Genomic DNA, 22,842 nt, shown 5'->3' on the forward strand with positions numbered 1-22,842 from the left:
CTGGCCCGTCACCTGGTGGCCGAACACGGCATCCGCCACCTGCTGCTGGTCGGCCGCCGGGGGCCCGCCGCCCCCGGCGCCGCCGAGCTGGCCGGGGAGCTGACCGCGGCCGGGGCGAGCGTCGACGTCGCGGCCTGCGACGCGGCGGACCGTGACGCGCTCGCCGCCGTACTGGAGGGCGTCCCCGCCGCGCATCCGCTCACCGCCGTCGTCCACGCCGCCGGGACCCTGGACGACGGGCTGATCGGGGCGCTGACCGCCGATCAGCTCGACGGTGTGCTGCGGCCCAAGGCGGACGTGGCCGCGCACCTCCATGATCTCCTCCGCGACCACCCCGCCCTGGCCTCCTTCGTCCTGTTCTCGTCGGTCGCCGGAACGCTCGGCAACCCGGGGCAGGCCAACCTCGGTGCGGCGGGCGTCTTCCTGGACGCCCTCGCCCAGCACCGCCGCGCCGCCGGGCTGCCCGCCGTGTCCCTGGCCTGGGGCCCGTGGGAGGCCGCCGCGCCGGACGCCCGGGGCTCGGGCGTGCTGCCGTTCACCACCGCCGAGGGATTGGCCTTGTTCGACGCGGCGCTGCGAGGCACCGACCCGCTGGCGCTGCCCGTACGGCTGGACACCACAGCGCTGGCCACCCCCGCCGCCGCGGGCGGAATCCCCGCCCCGCTGCGCGGCCTGGTACGCACCCCGGCGCGCCGCGCCTCGGCCGCCGGGCCGGGCGGCGAGGGGGCGCGGCGGACCGAACTGGCCCGGCGGCTGGCCGGGATGGACCGCCCCGAGCAGGAGCGCACGCTGCTGGAGCTGCTGCGTAGGGAGGTGGCGGCCGTACTGCGCCACGCCACCGCGGACGACGTGGCCGCCGACCGGGCGTTCAAGGACCTCGGCTTCGACTCGCTCACCGCGGTCGAACTGCGCAATCGGCTCGGCGCGACCACCGGTCTGCAACTGCCCGCCACGCTCGTCTTCACCTATCCGACCCCGCTGGCGCTGGTGCGTTTCCTGCTGGACGAGATGCGGCCGGGCCAGGCCGCCGCGCCACCGGTCCTCGCCGAGCTGGACCGGATCGACGCCCAGCTCTCCGAGCTGGCCACGGCGGCGGACCCGGACCCGGGGACGCGGGACCAGATCACCAAGCGGCTGGAGGCCCTGCTGTGGAAGTGGAGCGGTGATCCGGACGACGCCTCGGCGGGCGTGATCGGGCGGGACACGCTCGACACCGCCTCGGACGACGAGATGTTCGCGCTGATCGACAAGGAACTGGGCGCCTCCTGAACATCCGGCGGTGCTGCGGGCTTGACGGGACTTGACGGGGTTTCGAAGGAGTACAGGGGACATGGGCAACACCGAAGAGAAGCTTCGCGATTACCTCAAGCGGGTGACGGCGGACCTGAGCCAGACCCGCCAGCGGTTGCGCGAGGCGGAGGCGGCCGGCCATGAGCCGATCGCGATCGTCGGCATGGCCTGCCGCTATCCCGGCGGGGTGGAAACCCCCGAGGACCTGTGGGAGCTGGTGGCGGAGGGCCGGGACGCCATCGGCCCGTTCCCCGAGGACCGGGGCTGGGACGTGGCCAGGCTGTACGACCCGGACCCGGACTCCCGGGGCACGAGTTACGTCCGCGATGGTGGTTTCCTGACCGGCGCGGGCGACTTCGACCCGGCCTTCTTCGGCATCACCCCGCGCGAGGCGCTGGGCATGGACCCGCAGCAGCGGCTGCTGCTGGAGACCTCCTGGGAGGCGTTCGAACGGGCCGGACTCGACCCGCGGGCGATGAAGGACACCCAGGTCGGGGTCTACACGGGCATCGTCGCCACCGAGTACGTGTCGCGGCTGAGCGAGACGCCGGAGCCGGTCGAGGGGTATGTGATCACCGGCACGATGGCGAGCGTCGCCTCGGGACGTATCGCGTACACCCTCGGGCTGCGGGGGCCGGCCGTGAGTGTGGAGACGGCGTGCTCGTCGTCGCTGGTGGCGCTGCATCTGGCGGTGCAGGCGCTGCGGGCCGGGGAGTGCTCGATGGCGCTGGCCGGGGGCGTGACCGTGATGCCGGTCCCGGACGCGTTCGTGGAATTCAGCCGTCAGCGCGGACTGGCGAAGGACGGGCGGATCAAGGCGTTCGCGGAGGCGGCGGACGGCACCAACTGGGCCGAGGGCGCGGGCGTCCTGCTCGTCGAGCGGCTGTCGGACGCCCGGCGCAACGGCCACCGGGTGCTCGCTGTGGTCCGTGGCTCCGCCCTCAACCAGGACGGCGCCAGCAACGGCCTCTCCGCGCCCAACAACCTCGCCCAGGAGCGGGTCATCCGCGCCGCCCTCGCCAACGCCCGGCTCGGCGCCGCCGATGTGGACGCGGTCGAGGCCCATGGCACGGGAACGACGCTGGGCGACCCGATCGAGGCGCAGGCGCTGCTGGCCACCTACGGGCAGGGGCGGCCGGACGGCCGGCCGCTGCGGCTCGGCTCCATCAAGTCCAACTTCGGCCACTCGGGCCCGGCGGCGGGCGTGGCCGGGGTCATCAAGATGGTGCAGGCGCTCCGGAACGGCCTGCTGCCGAAGACGCTGTACGTGGACCGGCCGACCTCGCATGTGAACTGGTCCTCGGGCGCGGTCGAGCTGCTGACCGAGCCCGTGGAGTGGCGCCCGGCCGAGGGGCGGCCGCGCCGCGCCGGGGTCTCCGCCTTCGGCATCAGCGGCACCAACGCCCACGTGATCATCGAGGAGGCGCCCGAGCCGCCCGAGCCGGAGCCCGCCGCTACGGAACCCGCCAGGCCGATGGCCGTCGTACCGTGGGTGGTCTCGGGCCGGTCGGAGGCCGCGCTGCGGGCCCAGGCCGCCCGGCTCGCCGCACACACCGAAGCCCTTGTGGACTTCTCCCTCACGGACACCGGCCACGCCCTCGCCACCACCCGCTCCGCCTTCGAACACCGCGCCGCGGTGCTGGCCGCGGACCGTGAGGGCGCGTTGGCCGGGCTCACAGCGGTCGCCGAGGGGCTGCCCGCCGCCGGAGTGGTCACCGGGGTGGCGGAGGAGCCGGGCCGGGTGGTGTTCGTCTTCCCCGGTCAGGGCTCCCAGTGGCGGGGGATGGCCATGGAGCTGCTGGAGTCTTCGCCGGTGTTCGCCGGGCGGCTCCAGGAGTGCGACGCGGCACTGCGCCCCCTGACGGGCTGGTCGGTGATCGACGCCATCCGAGGCGGCGCATCCGCGCCGGACTTCGAGGATGTCGAGGTGGTGCAGTCCGCGCTGTGGGCGGTGATGGTGTCGCTGGCCGCGCAGTGGCGGGCCGCCGGAGTCACACCGGACGCCGTGATCGGCCACAGCCAGGGCGAGATCGCCGCCGCTGCGGTGTCCGGCGCGCTGTCGCTGGAGGATGCCGCCCGCGTGGTGGCGCTGCGGGCCCGCGCGATCGGCCAGGTGCTGTCGGGCAGGGGTGGCATGGTGTCCGTCGCGCTGCCCGCCGCCGAGACCGCCAAGCGCGCGGAACCCTGGGGCGAGCGGATCTCGGTGGCCTCGGTCAACGGGCCGTCGTCCACCGTGGTGTCCGGCGAACCGGAGGCGCTGGAAGAGCTGCTGGCGGCGTGCGAGGCGGACGAGATCCGGGCCCGCCGCATCGCCGTGGACTATGCCTCCCACTCCGCCCAGGTGGACGCCATCCGCGACCAGGTGCTGGACGCCCTCGACGGCATCACGCCCCGCGCCGCCGAGATCCCGTTCTACTCGACGGTGACCGGCGGCCTCGTCGACACCGCCGGGCTGGACCCCGAGTACTGGGTCACCAACCTCCGCCGGACCGTCCGCTTCGACGAAACCGTCCGGGCGCTGCTCGCCGACGGCTTCCGCCACTTCATCGAGTCCAGCGCCCACCCGGTGCTCACCGTCGGCCTCCAGGAGACGTTCGAGGACACCGGGCGGCCCGCCGTGGCGCTGGGCACGCTGCGCCGTGACGAGGGCGGCCCGGCGCGTTTCCTCACCTCGCTCGCCGAGGGGTACGTACGCGGTCTGGACGTCGACTGGGACGCGGTGTTCGCCGGTACCGACCCCCGCCCCGTGGAGCTGCCCACGTACGCCTTCCAGCGGCAGCGCTACTGGCTGGAGGAGCCCGCCGGGGCCGGGGAGAACGCCGTGGCGCCCGCCGCCGACCCGGTGGAGGCCGGGTTCTGGGAGGCGGTCGACAGTGGCGATCTCGACCGGGTGGCGGCCGAGCTGGAGATCGACGCCGACCAGCCGCTGAGCGCGGTGCTGCCCGCCCTGTCGTCGTGGCGCGGCAGGCGGCGTGAGGAGTCGGTGATCGACGGCTGGCGCTACCGCGTCGTCTGGCGCCCCGTGGCCGCCGGGTCCCCGGCGGTGAACGGCCGCTGGCTGCTGGTCGTTCCGTCGGGCGCGGCCGACGACGCCTGGGCGGACGGCGCCCTGCGGGCCCTCACCGACTCGGGCGCCCGCGCCGAGCGGCTGGTCGTGGACCCGGCCGAGGCGGACCGTACACATCTGGCCGGGCTGCTGCGCGGCGCCCTCGACCACCCGGACGGGGTGGCCGGTGTGCTGTCGCTCCTCGCCCTCGACGAGGCCCCGCACCCCGGCCACCCCGCCCTGCCCACCGGGCTGGCCGCCACCGTGGCCCTCGCTCAGGCGCTGGTCGAGGTGAGCGAGGAGGCGGGCGCCACGCCACGGCTGTGGTGCGCCACCCGGGGCGCGGTGTCGGTGGGCGCGGACGACCCGCTGACCCACCCCGTGCAGGCCCATGTGTGGGGCCTGGGACGGGTCGTCGCGCTCGAACAGCCCCATCTGTGGGGCGGACTCGCCGATCTGCCCGCCGACGTGGACGACGCCGCGGTCGACCTGTTGGCGGCCGGGCTGGCCGGTCCCGCCGACGAGGACCACCTGGCCGTACGCGCCACCGGACTGCACGCCCGGCGGCTCGTCCACGCCCCGGCCGCCGACACCCCCGTGGTGCGCGCGTGGCAACCGGACGGCACCGTGCTGATCACCGGCGGCACCGGGGGCATCGGCGGCCATGTGGCGCGTTCGCTGGCCCGGGCCGGCGCCGCCCATCTGGTGCTGGCCGGGCGGCGCGGCGCCGAGGCGCCCGGCGCTGCCGACCTGACGGCCGAACTCACCGCGCTCGGCGCCCGCGTCACCGTCGCGGCCTGCGACGTCGCCGACCGCGAGGAGGTCGCGCGGCTGCTCGCCGACATCCCCGCCGAGCATCCGCTGACCGCCGTCATCCACGCCGCCGCCGTCCTGGACGACGGGGTGGTGGACTCGCTCACCCCCGAGCAGATGGACCGCGTCCTGCGGGTCAAGGCGCACGGCGCGCTGCATCTGCACGAACTGACCCGTGGCCTCGGCCTGTCGGCGTTCGTCCTGTGCTCGTCCTTCGGCGCCACCTTCGGGCTGCCCGCGCTCGGCAACTACGCGCCCGGCAACGCGTTCCTGGACGCGCTCGCCGAGGCCCGCCGCGCCGAGGGCCTGCCCGCCACCTCGGTGGCCTGGGGCACCTGGGCGGGCACCGGGATGGCCGCCGGGACGGTCGGCGCCCGGGGCCGGCTCGAAGGCATCCACGAGATGGCACCGGAGTCGGCCGCCACCGCCCTGAGGCATGTCCTGGACCGCGACGAGACCACCGCCGTCCTGATCGACCTGCGCTGGGACCGCTTCGCACCGGTCTTCCACGCCAAGCGGCCCACCGCGCTGTTCGCCGAGATCCCCGAGGCCGTACGCGCCCTCGCGGCGGGCGGCGCGGGGGAGACCGCCGAAGACCCGGCGACCAGCGGCGCGGCGGCCGACGGGCTGCGGTCGCGGCTGGCCGGGCGGTCCCGGCCCGAGCAGGAACACGAACTGCTCGAAGTGGTCCGCTCCCACGCGGGCGTCGTGATGGGCCACGTCACCCTGGAGGAGAACGCGCGCGACGCCATCGACCCCCACAAGCCCTTCCGCGAGCTGGGCTTCGACTCCCTCATGGCGGTCGAACTGCGCAACCGGATCGGCGCCGCCACCGGCCTCACCCTCCCCTCCACCCTGGTCTTCGACTTCCCCACCCCCGACGCCGTCGCCGGGCACCTGTGGCAGGAGATGGGCCTCGCCGCCGATGAGGAGGCGGTGCCGGGGCTGGCCGAACTGGAGGCACTGGAGAGCGCCCTGGCGCAGGCCGCGCCCGGCGACGCGGCACGGGCGGCGCTCACCACCCGTATCGAGAAGCTGCTGTGGAAATGGAGCGCGAGCGATTCCACGGCCGCTCCGGCCCATGGCCCGGATACGGCCGACACAGAATTCACGGCCGTGAGCAACGACGAGATGTTCGACCTTATTGACCGAGAGCTGGGAACGACGTGACCCGCTCACAGACAAGTCCCTGAAGGTTCTCAGCTATCACCGGAGAGTACTGACATGACGAACGACGAAAAGAAGCTTCGGGAATACCTCAATAAGGTCATGGCCGATCTGCGCCAGACCCAGCGGCGGCTGCGTGCCGTCGAGGGCAAGGACCACGAGCCCATCGCCATCGTCGGCATGGCCTGCCGCTACCCCGGTGGCACGGAGTCCCCCGAGAGTCTGTGGAACCTGCTCGCCGAGGGCGGGGATGCGATGACCCCCTTCCCCGGCGACCGAGGATGGGACCTGGCGGCCCTCGACCTCACCGACCCCGAGGGCAAGGAACTCTCCTGCGAGGGCGGATTCGTCGAGACCGCCGCCGAATTCGACCCGTCGCTTTTCGGCATATCCCCGCGCGAGGCCCTGGCCATGGACCCGCAGCAGCGGCTGATCCTGGAATCCTCCTACGAGGCATTCGAACGCGCCGGAATCGATCCGGGAACGCTGCGCGGAAGCCGCACCGGGGTATTTGTCGGCGCCTCGTACACCGGATACGGCGCGGACGTCGAGCAGATACCCGAGGGCCTTGAGGGCTACACGATGACCGGGTCCGCGAACAGCGTCGTCTCCGGCCGCGTCTCGTACACCTTCGGCCTGGAGGGGCCCGCCGTCACCATCGACACGGCCTGCTCCTCGTCGCTCGTCGCACTCCACTGGGCCGTGCAGTCGCTGCGCGCCGGGGAATCCTCGCTGGCCCTCGCGGGCGGCGCGATGGTGATGCCGAGCCCCATGGAGTTCGTGGAGTTCAGCCGTCAGCAGATCCTCGCGGCCGACGCCCGCTGCAAGGCGTTCGCGGCCGCCGCCGACGGCACCGGCTTCTCCGAGGGTGCCGGGCTCGTCCTGCTGGAGCGGCTCTCCGACGCCCGCCGCAACGGCCACAAGGTTCTCGCCGTCGTCCGCGGCTCCGCCGTCAACCAGGACGGCGCATCCAACGGCCTCACCGCCCCCAATGGCCCCTCGCAGGCCCGCGTCATCGAAGCGGCACTCGCCAACGCCCGGCTCACCGCCGACGAGGTCGACGCCGTGGAGGCGCACGGCACCGGCACCACTCTGGGCGACCCGATCGAGGCGCAGGCCCTGTTCGCCACCTATGGCATGGACCGCCCCGCCGACCGGCCGCTGTGGCTGGGCTCGGTCAAGTCCAACATCGGCCACACCCAGGCCGCCGCCGGTGTGGCCGGTGTCATCAAGATGGTGCTGGCGCTCCGCCATGACCTGCTGCCCAAAACCCTGCACGTGGACGCCCCCACCCCGCGGGTCAACTGGTCCTCCGGCACCGTCAGGCTGCTCACCGAGCCGGTGAAGTGGACGCCGAACGGCCACCCGCGCCGGGCCGGGGTCTCCGCCTTCGGCATCAGCGGCACCAACGCCCACGTCATCCTCGAAGAGGCCCCCGCCGAGGACGCCCCGGCCGGGGCCGCGAGCGAAGCCCCGGCCGACGAGGCCATGACCCCGAACGGCCCCGTGGCGGGCCTGGTCGGCGACATCGTGCCGTGGCCGGTGTCCGGCCGCACGGCCGCCGCGCTGCGCGCCCAGGCCCAGCGGCTGTCGGCCCACGTCGGCACCGGCGCCGAGGGCTCCGTCGCCGACCTCGGAGCCTCGCTCGCCCTCACCCGCGAGGCGCTGGACCACCGGGCCGTGGTGCTCGCCGCGGACCGCGACGGCGCCCTGGCCGGGCTCGCCGCGCTGACCGACGGCGCCCCCGCGCCGCACCTGGTCACCGGCGCCGTGCGCTCGGGCGTCCCCCGCGTGGCGTTCGTCTTCCCCGGCCAGGGCTCCCAGTGGCTCGGCATGGCCGCCGGACTCCTGGAGTCCTCGCCGGTGTTCGCGACGAGGCTCGCCGAGTGCGACGAGGCGCTGCGCCCGTACGTGGACTGGTCGGTCACCGATGTCGTACGCGGCGGGGCCGGCGCGCCCTCGCTGGACGACGTGGTCGTGGTCCAGGCGTCGCTGTGGGCCGTGATGGTGTCCCTGGCCGCGGTGTGGCGCGCGGCCGGGGCCGAGCCCGCCGCGGTGATCGGCCACAGCCAGGGCGAGATCGCGGCCGCCGCCGTCGCCGGGGCGCTGTCCCTGGAGGACGCGGCCCGGGTGGTCGCGCTGCGGGCCCGCGCCATCGCCGAGGGCCTGTCCGGCCGGGGCGCCATGGCGTCCGTGCCGCTCCCCGCCGAGCAGGTACGCGGCCGTATCGAGCCCTGGGCGGGCCGCCTGTCCATCGCCTCCGTCAACGGCCCGTCCTACACGGTGGTGTCGGGCGAGGCGGACGCCGTGGAGGAACTGCTCGCCGGATGCGCGGCCGACGACATCCGCGCCAAGCGCGTCGCCGTCGACTACGCCTCCCACTCCGCCCCTGTGGAGTCCATCCGCGAGCGGGTCATCGGCGCGCTGGAGGGCATCGAGCCGCGCCGCGGCGACATCCCGTTCTACTCCACCGTGACCGCCGGGCTCCTCGGCACCGAGGAACTGGACGCCACGTACTGGTACACCAACCTCCGCCAGGAGGTCCGCTTCGACGAGACCGTGCGCGCACTTCTCCGCGACGGCTTCGGCTTCTTCGTCGAGGCCAGCCCCCACCCCGTGCTCACCGTCGGCCTCCAGGAGACCTTCGAGGACACCGGGAGCACCGCCGTCGCGCTGGGCACCCTGCGCCGTGGTGAGGGCGGCCCGGACCGCTTCCTCACCTCGGTCGCCGAAGGCTATGTCCACGGCCTGGCCGTCGACTGGGACGCGCTCTTCGACGGGACCGGCGCCCGCCGCGTCGACCTGCCCACGTACGCCTTCCAGCGCGAGCGTTACTGGCTGGACGCGGGCCCCGGCCGCCCCGGCGACGCCACCGGCTTGGGCCTCGGCGCCACCGGCCACCCGCTGCTGATGGCCCGGGTCGCGGTCGCGGGCGGCGATCAGCTCCTGCTCACCGGACGGCTCTCGCCGCGCACCCACCCCTGGCTCGCCGACCACGCCGTGGAGGGCACCGTCGTCCTGCCCGGCGCCGTCCTGGCCGAACTCGCCCTGCACGCGGGCGAGGACAGCGGCCACGACCGGCTGGAGTCCCTCGTTCTGGAGACGCCACTGGTGCTGCCCGAGGACGGCGCGGTCCAGACGCAGCTCGTGCTCGGCGCGCCGGACGCCGACGGCCGCCGCACCGTCGACGTCTACGCCCGCGCCGAGGACACCCGCGCCGAGGACGCCGGGGCCGACGCGCCCTGGACCCGGCACGCCACCGGTGTGCTCGCCTCCGGCGGCTCCGGCGCCCCCGACGCCGACGCGGCCCTGACCGCGTGGCCGCCGGCCGACGCCCAGCCCGTCAGCGTGGCCAACTTCTACCCCCGCACCGCCGAGGCGGGCCAGGACTACGGCCCCGCCTTCCGCGGGCTCACCGCCGTGTGGCGGATCGGCCGGGAGGTCTACGCCGAGGTCACCCTGGACGAGGACCGCCGCGGGGACGGCTTCGGCCTCCACCCGGCGCTGCTGGAAGCGGCACTCCAGCCCGCCGGCCTGGAGCGGCGCGGCGCCGTGCAGTGGTCGGACTGGTCGGGCCTCGCCCTCCACGCCGTCGGCGCCACCGAACTGCGCGTCCACCTCCGGCCCACCGGCGACGACGACACGTTCGCCGTCACCCTCGCCGACCGCACCGGCGCTCCCGTCGCCACCGTCGACGCGGTGACCTTCCGCCCGCTGACCGGTGCCGAACTGCGCAGCGCGGGCGACACGGTGCGCGACTCGCTGTACCGGCTGGAGTGGACCCCGGTCCCGGCCCCCGGACAGTCGGCCGACTGGATCCTCATCGGCGACGACCCGCTCGAACTGGCCGATGCCCTCGAGGAGTCGGGCGCCTATCCGCAGACGTACGACAGCCTCGCGGCGCTCGGCGAGGCGGTCGACGCGGGACTGCCCGCGCCCGAACTGGCCGTCGTCTCCTTCGCCGCGCCCGCGACCGGCGGCCCCCGCCCGACGGGCGACGACCTCACCCGCGAGGCCACCCGGTCCACCATCCGGCTGCTCGCCCTGATCCAGGAGTGGCTGGCCGACGAGCGGTTCGCCGGCTGCCGTCTCACCGTCGTCACCCGGGGCGCGGTCGTCACCCATGACGCCGACGAGCCCGTGGGCCTCGCCCACGCCGCGGCCTGGGGCCTCGTACGCTCCGCCCAGTCCGCCCACCCCGGCCGCTTCGCGCTGCTCGACCTCGACGCCGACGAGGGTTCGCTCGCCGTCTTCCCGGGCGCGGTCCCGGCCGTGCTCGCCTCCGGCGAGGCGCAGATGGCGCTGCGCGCCGGGGCGGTCGTGGTGCCCCGTGCCGTACGCGCCGTCGCCGACCACCCGGCCGCCGACCGTCCCGAGCCCGCCTGGGGCCCCGACGGCACCGTCCTCATCACCGGAGGCACCGGCGGCCTCGGCGCGGTCCTGGCCCGCCACCTTGTCGCCGGGCACGGCGTACGCCATCTGCTGCTCACCAGCCGCCGTGGCCGGGACGCGGCGGGCGCCGCCGAGCTGGAGCGGGAGCTGACCGGGCTCGGCGCCACGGTCGCGATCGAGGCGTGCGACGTCTCCGACCGGGCCGCCGTCGAACGGCTGCTCGAGGGTGTTCCGGCCGGGCGGCCGCTGACCGGTGTGGTGCACGCCGCGGGAGTCCTGTCCGACGCGCCCATCGAGTCGCTGACGCCCGACGACGTGACGGCGGTCTTCGCCCCGAAGGTCGACGCGGCCGTCCACCTCCACGAGCTGACCCAGGACGCCGGCCTGACCGCGTTCGTGCTGTTCTCGTCGGCGTCGGGCGTGCTCGGCAGCATGGCGCAGGCCAACTACGCGGCCGCCAACGCCTTCCTGGGCGCTCTCGCCCAGGACCGCCGGACCCGCGGCCTGCCCGCCCAGTCCCTCGCCTGGGGCCTGTGGGCGCAGAGCGGTGAGATGGCCCAGGACGCCGACGCCACCAAGATCGCCCGGGCCGGTATCCTGCCGCTGTCCGCCGCCGAGGGCACCGCGCTGTTCGACCACGCCGCGGTCCTCGGCGACCCGCTGCTCATGCCCGTACGGCTGGACACCGCCGCCCTGCGCGTCCGGGCCGCCGAGGGCACCCTGCCCGACCTGCTGAGCGGGCTGGTCCGCGCGGGTGCCCCCGCCAAGCGCACCGCCTCGGCGGGCGAGGAGCCCGGCGCCGACTCGGACTGGGCGGCCCGGCTGGCCGGGCTGTCCGCGGCGGACCAGCACCACCGACTCGTCGAACTGGTCCGCGGCCATGTCGCCTCGGTGCTCGGCCACGGCACCCCGGAGGCCATCGAACCCGACCGCGCCTTCAAGGAGCTGGGCTTCGACTCGCTCACCGCGCTCGAACTGCGCAACCGCCTCCAGTCCGCGTCCGGGCTGCAGTTGCCGGCCAGCCTGGTCTTCGACCATCCGACGCTGGACGCCACCGCCCGCTTCCTGCGCGACCGGCTCGCCCCCGACGAGGGCGCCGCCGCGCCGCCCGCCCTGGCCGAGCTGGACAAGCTGGAGGCCGCCCTGCTGACGGCGGCGGCCGGTGACGAGGACATCCGCAAGAAGGTCACCCACCGGCTGCACGCCCTGGTGTCGAAGTGGAACGACGCGCAGGAGATGTGCGCTCCGGCCGCCGGTACCGGGGACGACGACCTCGGCACCGCCAGCGACACCGAACTGTTCGCGCTGCTCGACGACGAACTGGACACGCCGTGAATTGCCCGGCGGCCACCACAGAACTACCGGAACCGGCGATGGATGGGTGTGACAGCCGATGAACAGCGAGCCGATGAACAGCGAAGACAAGCTGCGCGACTACCTCAAGCGCGCCACCGCCGACCTCCGCAGGGCCCGCCGCCGGATCCGGGATCTTGAGGAGCCGGAGCCCGTGGCCATCGTCAGCATGGCCTGCCGCTACCCCGGCGGGGCCCGCACCCCCGAGGCGCTGTGGGAGCTGCTGGCCGAGGGCCGGGACGCGATCTCCCCGTTCCCCGAGAACCGCGGCTGGGACCTGGAGAACCTCTACGATCCCGACCCGGACTCCGAGGGCAAGAACTACGTCCAGGAGAGCGGCTTCCTGCACGAGGCGGGCGACTTCGACGCCGACTTCTTCAGCGTCAACGCCCGTGAGGCGCTGATCATGGACCCGCAGCAGCGGCTGCTGCTGGAGACCTCCTGGGAGGCGTTCGAACGCGCCGGGATCGACCCCACCTCGGTCCGGGGCAGCCGGACCGGCGTCTTCGTCGGCGCCGCCACCATCGACTATGTGACCGGCCATCAGAAGGTGCCGGAAGGACTTGAGGGGTATACCGGGGTCGGCTCGTTCGCCAGTGTCATCTCCGGGCGGGTGTCGTACAGCTTCGGCCTGGAGGGCCCGGCCCTGACGATCGACACCGCCTGTTCCTCGTCGCTGGTCGCCCTGCATGTGGCGGTGCAGGCGCTGCGCGGCGGCGAATGCGGGATGGCGCTGGCAGGCGGCGTCGCCCTGATGCCCACCCCGCAGGGGTTCATCGCCTTCAGCCGCCAGCGTGCCCTGGCCCCCGACGGCCGCTGCAAGGCGTTCGCCGCGGGCGCCAACGGGTTCGGGCCCTCCGAGGGCGCCGGGCTGCTGCTGCTGGAGCGGCTGTCCGACGCGCGGCGCAACGGGCACCCGGTGCTCGCACTGATCCGCGGCTCCGCGCTCAACCAGGACGGCGCCAGCAACGGTCTGACCGCCCCCAACGGCCCCTCCCAGGAGCGGGTCATCCAGGACGCGCTGGCCGATGCCCGCCTCTCCGCCGACCAGGTCGACGCCGTCGAGGCGCACGGCACCGGGACCTCGCTCGGCGACCCGATCGAGGCCGCCGCGCTGCTCGCCACCTACGGCCGGGACCGGCCCGCCGGCCAGCCGCTGTGGCTGGGCTCGGTCAAGTCCAACCTCGGCCACACCGCCCACGCCGCCGGGGTGGCCGGGGTGATGAAGATGGTGCTGGGCCTGGTCAACGACGTGCTGCCGCGCACCCTCCACGTGGACGCGCCGTCCCCGCACATCGACTGGTCCTCCGGCGCCGTCGAGCTGCTGACCGAACCGGTGGTGTGGAAGCGCGACGGCCATCCGCGCCGCGCCGCCGTCTCCGCCTTCGGCATCAGCGGCACCAACGCCCACGTCATCGTCGAGGAGGCACCGGCCGAGGACGCGGCGGCCGACGGGGCACCGGCCGACGGGGCACCGGCCGAGGCGGCACCGGCCGAGGCGGCACGGGAGACACCGGACGAGGAGGAGACCGGGGCCGACGCCGCCCGCACCGCGCCCGCACGCCCCGTCCGGCGCATCCTCGAACTCCCCGTCGTGCCCTGGGCCGTTTCCGCCAAGTCCGCCGACGCCCTGCGCGACCAGGCCGCGCGGCTCGCGGAGTTCGCCGGGAACCACCCGGAGCACCCGCTGCCCGACATCGGCCGGTCGCTGGCGGTCACCCGCGCCGCGCTCGACCACCGGGCGGTGGTCCTGGCCCCGGACCGGACCGCCGCGCTCGCCGGGCTCACGGCCCTGGAGGACGGCGCCCCGGCGGCTAACCTGGTCACCGGCACCGCCCGGCAGGGCGCCGCCCGCGTGGCGTTCGTCTTCCCCGGCCAGGGCTCGCAGTGGCTGGGCATGGCCGACGGTCTCATCACGTCCTCGCCTGTCTTCGCCGACCGGATGGCCGCCTGCGACAAGGCCCTGCGGCCTTGGACCGGCTGCTCGGTGGTGGACGCCATCCACGGCGCCGAGGGCGCCGCCGGACTGGACGACGTCGTGGTCGTCCAGTCCGCGCTGTGGGCCGTGATGGTCTCGCTCGCCGAACTGTGGCGCGCCGCCGGGGTGCGGCCCTCCGCCGTGGTCGGGCACAGCCAGGGCGAGATCGCGGCGGCCGCCGTCGCGGGCGCCCTGTCCCTGGAGGATGCCGCCAAGGTGGTGGCGCTGCGCGCCCGCGCCATCTCCGAGGGCCTGTCCGGCCGGGGCGGCATGGTGTCGGTCCCGCTCCCTGCCGAGCGGGTGCGGGAGCGCATCGTGCCCTGGGCCGACCGTATCTCCATCGCCTCGGTCAACGGACCCTCCTCCACCGTGGTGTCCGGCGACCCCGACGCGCTGACGGAACTGCTGGCCGGCTGCGAGGCCGACGGGGTGCGCGCCAAGCGCGTCGCGGTGGACTACGCCTCCCACTCCGCGCAGGTCGAATCCATCCGGGAACGGGTCGTCGAGGCGCTGGACGGCATCGAGCCGCGCCCCGCCGAGGTGCCGCTGTACTCCACCGTCACCGGCGCGACCGTCGACACCACGACCCTCGACGCCGAGTACTGGTACACCAACCTGCGGCAGACCGTGCGGTTCGACGACGCCGTCCGCGCGCTCCTCGCCGACGGCCACCGCTCCTTCGTCGAGTGCAGCGCCCACCCGGTGCTCGCGGTCGGCCTGCAGGAGACCTTCGACGACGCCGGCGTCCAGGCGGCCGCCCTCGGTTCGCTGCGGCGCGGCGAGGGCGGCCCGGAGCGCTTCGTGACCTCCCTCGCCGAGGGGTACGTCCACGGCGTTCCCGTCGACTGGGACGCCGTCTTCGCCGGAAACGCCGGCCGGCGCTTCCTCGGCCTGCCCACCTATGCCTTCCAGCACCGCACGTACTGGCTGAAGGCCGAGTACAAGGGCGGCGGCGACGTCGCCGACCTGGGGCTGGCCACCGCCGGGCATCCGCTGCTCGGCGCCGTGGTGCGCCCGGCCGACGGCGGCCGGCTGCTGCTGACCGGCCGGCTGTCGACCCGTACCCACCCGTGGCTGGCCGACCATGTCGTGGCCGGAACCGTGCTGGTGCCCGGCACCGCGTTCGCCGAACTCGCGCTGCACGCCGCCGACCTGGCCGACTGCTCCCGGGTGGCCGAACTGACCCTGGCCACCCCGCTCGCCCTGCCCGAACGCGGCGGGGTCGCGGTCCAGGTCACCGTCGCGGCGCCGGACGGGAACGGCCGCCGCGAGATGGAGGTGTACGCGCGGGAGGAGACCGCCGAACCGGACGCCCCGTGGACCCGCCACGCCACCGCCGTCCTCGCCCCCGGCGCCGCGGCCGCGCCCCAAGCGCTCAACCCCTGGCCCCCGGCCGGGGCCGAGCCGCTCCAGGTCGAGGGCATGTACGAGCGCGCCCAGGACTCGCCGTACCGCTTCGGCCCCGCCTTCCAGGGCCTGCGCTCGGCCTGGCGGCAGGGCGGGACGGTGTACGCCGAGGCCGCCCTGCCGCCCGGACTCCACCAGGACGCCGCCCGGTTCGGCATCCACCCAGCCCTGCTGGACGCCGCCCTGCACGCCATCGGTTTCGGCGACTTCCTGGGCGAGGAGACGTATCTGCCGTTCGCCTGGCGGGATGTGACGCTGCACGCCGTCGGCGCCACCGCGGTCCGGGTGCGGATCACCGCCGCCGGACCGGACACTCTGTCGGTGACCCTCGCCGACGCCCAGGGCGCGCCCGTGGTCACCATCGGCTCGCTGGTGATGCGCCCGGTCCGCGCCGAGGCGCTGCGCGGCGGCGCCGACCCGACCCGCGACGCCCTGTTCCGGGTGGACTGGAACCCGCTGCCGATGGACGCCGGTGCCCCGGAAGGGGCGGGCTGGGCGGTGCTCGGCGACGACGCCCACGGGCTGGCCCCGGCGCTGCGCAACACCGGCGCCTTCAGCGCCGCGTACGCCGGGCGCGAGGAACTGGGCGCGGCCGTCGAGGCGGGAGCGCCCGTCCCCGAGGTGGCGCTGTGGTCGTTCGACCCGCCCGCCGGAGGCGACCGTGGCGCCGGCCTCACCGCGGCCGTGCACCGGACCGTGACCGAGGTGCTGGAGCAGGTGCGCGGCTGGCTGGCCGACGAGCGGCTGAGCGGCGGCCGGCTGGTGCTGATCACCCGCCGGGCGGTGGCCGTGCGGAGCGGCGAGGACGTGACCGACCTGACCCACGCCGCGCTGTGGGGCCTGCTGCGCTCCGCGCAGGCCGAGCACCCGGGGCGGCTGCTGCTGGTCGACGTCGACGGACGCGACGAGTCGCGGGCCCGGTTCGCGGTGGCCGTCAAGGCGGCCGTCGCCGCCGGGGAGACGCAGCTCGCGCTGCGCGTCGGCACCGCGCTCACCCCGCGTCTCGCCCGCGCCGCGGCCGGGGAGCTCCTGGCGCCGCCACCCGGCGAGACCGCCTGGCGGCTGGACACCACCGGGCCCGGCACACTGGACAACCTGGCGCTGCTGCCCCATCCCGAGGCCCTGGCCCCGCTGGAGCCGGGCCAGGTGCGGGTGTCGGTGCGCGCGGCGGGCGTCAACTTCCGCGATGTGCTGGTGAGCCTGGGCATGGTGCCCGGCCAGGCGCGGCTGGGCAGCGAGGGCGCCGGTGTGATCACCGAGATCGGCTCCGAGGTGACCGGTGTCGCGGTCGGCGACCGCGTCATGGGCCTGCTGCCCGACCCGTTCGGCCCGGTCTCCGTGGTCGACCAGCGGCTGGTGGTCCGCGTTCCGCGCGGCTGGTCCTACGAGCAGGCCGCGGCGGTCCCGGCGGCGTTCCTCACCGCGTACTTCGGCCTGGCCGACCTCGGCGGCCTCCGCGACGGCCAGTCGGTGCTCGTGCACGCGGCGACCGGCGGCGTGGGCATGGCCGCCGTGCAGCTCGCCCGCTACTTCGGTGCCGAGGTGTACGCCACGGCGAGCGAGCCCAAGTGGGACACGCTGCGCGGGATGGGCCTGGACGCCGGGCACATCGCCTCCTCCCGCACCCTCGACTTCGAGGAGAAGTTCCGCACCGCCACCGGCGGGCGCGGCGTGGACGCCGTACTGAACTCGCTCGCGGGCGAGTTCACCGACGCCTCGCTGCGGCTGCTGCCACGCGGCGGTCGGTTCCTGGAGATGGGCAAGACCGACCCGCGCGAGCCGGCCGCCGTCGCCGAGGCGTACCCGGGTGTCGGCTACCGGCGCTACGACCTCATCGACGCCGGGGCCGACCGGATCGGCGAGATCCTGGCCACGCTGGTCAAGCTGTTCGAGCGGCGGGTGCTGCGGCCGTTGCCGGTGCGCACCTGGGACGTGCGCCGCGCCCCGGAGGCGTTCCGCCTCATGAGCCAGGCCCGGCACACCGGCAAGCTGGTGCTGACCGTGCCCCGGCCGCCGGCCCCCGACGGCACCGTCCTGGTCACCGGCGGTACCGGCACCCTGGGCGGGGTGGTCGCCCGCCACCTGGTGGCCGGGCACGGCGTACGCCATCTGCTGCTGACCTCCCGCCGCGGCCGGGACGCCACGGGCGCCGGGGAGCTGGCGGCGGAGCTGACCGGCCTGGGCGCGCACAGCGTGGAGATCGCCGCCTGTGACGCCGCCGACCGCGACGCCCTCGCCGCGCTGCTCGCCGCCGTCCCCGCCGACCGGCCGCTGACCGCCGTGGTGCACACCGCAGGCGTGCTGGAGGACGGGCTGCTGGAGTCGCTGACGCCCGAACAGGTCGACCGGGTGCTGCGGCCCAAGGTCGACGCCGTGGTCAACCTGCACGAGCTGACCCGCGACGCCGACCTCACCGACTTCGTACTGTACTCCGCGGGCGCGGGCGTCCTCGGCAACCCCGGCCAGAGCAACTACGCCGCCGCCAACGCCTTCCTCGACGCCTTCGCCCACCACCGCCGCGCCCGGGGACTGCCCGCGGTGTCCATGGCCTGGGGCTACTGGGCCGAGACCAGTGAGCTGACCGGCCGCCTGGAGGAGGCCCACCTGGCCAGGATGGCGCGCTCGGGCGTGCTGCCCATCTCCTCCGAAGAGGGCATGGCCCTGTTCGACGCGGGCCGCGCGTCCGGGGAACCGCTCGTGGTCCCCACCCGGCTCGACCTGGCCGCCCTGCGCGACAGGGCCGGGGCCGGGCCGCTGCCCGGCATGCTGCGCGAACTGGTCCGCGGCCGTGCCCCGGCGGCCCGTCAGGTCGCCGACTCCGGCGGCGCCGCCGTCGAGGCGCGCTCGCTGCGGTCCCGGCTGGCCGGCCGGTCGGCCGCCGAACAGCGGGAGCTGCTGGTGGAACTGGTACGCCTGCATGTGGCGGCCGTGCTCGGGCTGCCGTCGGCCGACGCGGTCGGCGGCGACCGGGCCTTCAAGGACATGGGCCTGGACTCGCTCACCGCCGTCGAACTGCGCAACCGGCTCGGCGCGGCCACCGGCCTCACCCTGGCCAGCACCCTGGTGTTCGACTTCCCCTCGCCCGGTGAGCTGGCCGAACACCTCCACCTCGAACTCGTCCCCGAGGCCGAGGCACTGCCCGCCGCCGACCCCGAGGAGGAGCGCGTCCGCGCCCTGCTCGCCTCGCTGCCGCTGTCCCGACTACGCGGCGCCGGGGTGCTCGACACCCTGCTGGAGCTGGCCGCGGACCCGGCCGCCGGGGCCCCGGCGGGGGAGGAGGAGGGGGACGACTCCGGCCAGATCGCCGCGATGGACCTCGACGACCTCGTCCGGGCCGCGCTCGGCGAAGGCGGTGACGCATGAGCACCCCGAACGAGAAGGTGGTCGAGGCGCTGCGCGCGGCGGTGACCGAGACCGACCGGCTGCGCCGCCAGAACCAGGCGCTGCGCGCCGCCGCGTCGGAGCCGATCGCCGTCGTCGGCATGGCCTGCCGCTTCCCCGGAGGCGCCGGGTCGCCCGAGGAGATGTGGCAGGGCGTCGCGGCCGGCCGGGACATGATGACCGAGGTCCCCCGGGACCGGGGCTGGGACATCGAGGGGCTGTTCGGCACCGAGGACGGCGGCCCCGGCGCCTCCGCCGCCCGCGAGGGCGGATTCCTCGACCACGTCTCGCACTTCGACGCCGACTTCTTCGGCATCTCGCCGCGCGAGGCGCTGGCCATGGACCCGCAGCAGCGGGTCATGCTGGAGGTCTCCTGGGAGGCGTTCGAACGGGCAGGTCTCGACCCGCTGTCGCTCAAGGGCAGCCGGACCGGTACGTACATCGGCATCTCCTACTCGGCCTACGGGTCCGACGTCACCCACATCCCGGCCGGTGTCCACGGCTACTCGATGACCGGGAACGTCACCTCCGTCGCCTCCGGGCGCATCGCGTACGTCCTCGGCCTGGAGGGGCCCGCCGTCTCCATCGACACGGCCTGCTCCTCGGGCCTGGTGGCACTCCACCAGGCCATGTACGCGCTGCGGTCCGGCGAGTGCCCGCTCGCGCTGGTCGGCGCCGTGACCGTGATGCCGACCCCCGCCCTGTTCGTGGAGTTCACCCGGCAGGGCGGGCTCGCGGCCGACGGGCGAGCCAAGGCGTTCGCCGCCGCGGCCGACGGCACCGCCTGGGCGGAGGGCGCGGGCGCGCTCGTCCTGGAGCGGTTGTCCGACGCGCGGCGGAGCGGCCACCGGGCGCTGGCGGTGATCCGCGGCTCCGCGGTCAACCAGGACGGCGCCAGCAACGGCCTGACCGCGCCCAGCGGCGCCGCACAGCGCAGGCTGATCCGCTCCGCCCTGGACAGCGCGGGCCTGGACGGGCACGAGGTCGACGCCGTCGAGGCACACGGCACCGGCACCAAGCTCGGCGACCCCATCGAGGCGCGGGCACTGCTGGCCACCTACGGGCAGAACCGGCCCGCCGACCGCCCCTTGTGGCTCGGCTCGGTGAAGTCCAACTTCGGGCACGCCGGGACCGCCGCAGGACTGGCCGGGGTCATCAAGATGGTGCAGGCCATACGTCACGGCCTGCTGCCCGAGACCCTGCACGTGGACGAGCCCACGCCCGGTGTCGACTGGTCCTCCGGCGCGGTACGGCTGCTCACCGAGCCCCGGCCCTGGCCGGAGAACGACCGCCCGCGCCGCGCGGGGGTCTCGGCCTTCGGCATCAGCGGCACCAACGCCCACGTGATCCTCGAACAGGCACCGGCACAGTCCCCGGCCGACGGAGAGGGCGGTGCGGCCCGGGAGGGAGCCGTCCTGCTGGCGGTCTCCGGACAGACCGGTCCGGCACTGGCCGCCCAGGCGGAACGGCTGGCGGCGCACCTGGAGCGGTACCCCGAACTCCCCCTGGCCGACGTCGCCCTGTCGCTGGCGACCACGCGCGCCGCCCTGGAGGAGCGCGCCGCGGTGATCGCCGACGGCCGCGACGAGGGCTTGCGCGCCCTGCGCGCGCTGGCCGCCGGAACGCCCGACCCCGCCGTGTTCACGGGATCCGCGTCGGCGCGCGGCCGCACGGCGTTCCTGTTCACCGGCCAGGGCGCTCAGCGCCCCGGGATGGGACGGGAGCTGTACGAGGCGTTCCCGGTGTACGCGCGCGCCTTCGACGAGGCGTGCGAGCAGGTCGACCGGCATCTGGACCGCCCGCTGCGCGAGGTGGTCTTCGCCGCCGAGGACACCCCCGAGGCCGCGCTGCTGGACGATACGCTCTACACCCAGACCGCCACGTTCGCCCTACAGGTGGCGCAGTACCGCCTGTGGGAGTCCTGGGGCATCGTCCCCGGCCATCTCATCGGCCACTCGGTGGGCGAGCTGTCCGCCGCCCACGTGTCCGGGGTCCTCCCGCTCGCCGACGCCGCCGCGCTCGTGGCGGCCCGCGCCACCCTGATGCGCGCGCTGCCGGACGGCGGCGCGATGTACGCGCTCCAGGCGTCCGAGGACGAGGTGGCGCCGCTGCTGGCGGGCCGCGAAGCCGAGATGTCCGTCGCGGCCGTCAACGGCCCCCGCGCCACCGTGGTCTCCGGCGACGAGGAGGCCGTCGCGGAGGTGGCCGCACACTTCACCGGGCAGGGCCGCAAGACGAAGCGGCTGCGGGTCAGCCACGCCTTCCACTCGCCCCGGATGGAACCGGTGCTGGCGGAGTTCCGGCGCGTCGCGGCCGGACTGTCGTACGCCGCGCCGCGCATCCCGGTCGTCTCCAACGTGACCGGGCGGCTCGCCTCCGAACAGGAGCTGTGCTCACCGGACTACTGGGCCCGCCACATCCGCCAGGCCGTCCGCTTCCTGGACGGGGTGCGCACCCTCGCCGACGAACACGTCACCGTGTTCCTGGAGCTGGGCCCCGACGCCGTCCTCACCGCGATGGCCCGGGACTGCCTCGGCGACCGCGCCGCCGAGGCGGCGCTGATCCCGACACTGCGTCACCGGCGGCCGGAAACCCGTACCGCGCTCGCCGCCGTGGCCGCCGCGTACGTCCGGGGCATCCACCCCGACTGGAACGCGGTGTACGGCGGCGGCCGACGGGTCGACCTGCCGACGTACGCCTTCCAGCGCCGCCGGTTCTGGCTGGAGGACGCCACCCCGGAGGCCGAGGGCGTCGTACGCCCCCTCACCGGAGCCCCCGGCCCCGCCGCGTCCGCCGAGACCCCCGGATCGCTTCGGGAGCGGCTGCGCGCGCTGGGCGAGGACGAGCGCCGGGAGCAACTGACCGCCGTGGTACGCCAGTACGCGGCGGACACCCTCGGCCATGTCTCCGCCGACGCGGTGGCCCCGGGCCGGAACCTCGCCGACCTCGGCTTCGACTCCATATCGGCGGCCGAGTTCGCCGCCCTGCTCGGCGCCGCCGCCGGGCTCGCCCTGCCCACCACTGTGGTCTTCGACCATCCCACCGCCGTGGACGTGGCGGAGTTCCTCGCCCGCGAGGTGGCGGAGAGCGCGCCGGACGGCCCGGCCGCCGCCCCTGCCACAGCCACGCCCACGTCCGCGCCCGGAACCTCCGCCTCCGCCGAGGGCCTGAACGCCCTGTTCCTGCGCGCCTGCCAGGAGGGCAGGGCGGCCGAGGTCCATCCCCTGATGGCCGCGCTCGCCGCGTACCGGCCCTCGTTCACGTCCGGCACGGACCTGACGCGGCGGCCGCGCACGGTGTGGCTGTGCGACGGCCCCGACGAGCCGGTGCTGATCTGCTTCCCGTCGTTCGTATGGCAGCAGAACTTCTACCAGTACGCGCGCCTCGCCTCCGGCTTCCGCGGCCGGCGCCCGGCCGCGATGACCGGGCTCCCCGGCTTCCTCGCGGGCGAGCCGCTGCCCGCGACCGTGGAGGCCATGGCCGACGCGCTGGCCGACGCGGTGCTGCGGGCGGCCGACGGCAGGCGGTTCGCGCTGCTGGGCCACTCCGGCGGCGGTTCGATCGCGAGCGTGGTGACGGCCCGGCTGGAGAGCGGGGACACCCGACCCGAGGCCCTGGTCCTGCTCGACACACCCACCTGGGGCGGGAAGCACGGCCTCGACGCGGCCGAATGGGGCGACGCGGTGCAGGGCTCGCTGCTCGGCCGCGGAGAGCGCATCGCGTCGGCGGGCGACGGCGCGGACGACGCCTGGGTCACCGCCCGGGCCCGGTACGCCGAGTTCGACTACGCGGTGCCGGAGATCGGCGCCCCGACCCTCCTGGTGCGCGCCAGTGAGCCGCTGGGCGGCCCGGACGCCCGGCCCGAGGGCGACGGCTGGCGGGTCGTCTGGGAGCCGCCGCACACGCTCGAGGAGGTCCCCGGCGACCACTTCTCGATGCTGGAGGGCGACAACGCGGCCAAGACCGCCCAGGCCGTGGAGAACTGGCTGCGTGCCGACCGGCCATGACCCGACCC

Annotated in this window: 4 protein-coding genes and 1 pseudogene; all 5 read left to right on the forward strand. The window is 75.3% G+C overall.

The genetic code is table 11. The annotated features are described in order from the left end of the window. Nucleotides 1–1,269 (forward strand): KR domain-containing protein (locus tag GWI24_RS03505; protein WP_210944419.1); only part of this gene is annotated, 1,269 nt, incomplete at its 5' end. 67 nt (nt 1,270–1,336) lie between these two features. Next, nucleotides 1,337–6,319 (forward strand): annotated as a pseudogene (locus GWI24_RS03510) (type I polyketide synthase); the annotation flags it as partial. Nucleotides 6,320–6,373: 54 nt separating this feature from the next. Continuing rightward, complete coding sequence (locus GWI24_RS03515; protein ID WP_210944421.1) at nt 6,374–12,043, forward strand: type I polyketide synthase; 5,670 nt, start codon at nt 6,374–6,376, stop codon at nt 12,041–12,043. 73 nt (nt 12,044–12,116) lie between these two features. Further along, entirely contained in the window at nt 12,117–18,809 is a 6,693-nt protein-coding gene (locus tag GWI24_RS46050; RefSeq protein WP_210944422.1) for a type I polyketide synthase, read from the forward strand. Beyond that, a complete protein-coding gene (locus GWI24_RS03525; protein ID WP_210944423.1) occupies nt 18,806–22,834 on the forward strand; it encodes a type I polyketide synthase in 4,029 nt (1,342 codons plus the stop codon). Before GWI24_RS46050 ends, GWI24_RS03525 begins: the two co-directional genes overlap by 4 nt. The last annotated feature ends 8 nt before the right edge of the window (nt 22,835–22,842 follow it).

Source organism: Streptomyces sp. MK37H (genome assembly GCF_018035285.1).
In the GTDB taxonomy this organism is placed as follows: Bacteria; Actinomycetota; Actinomycetes; order Streptomycetales; family Streptomycetaceae; genus Streptomyces; species Streptomyces endocoffeicus.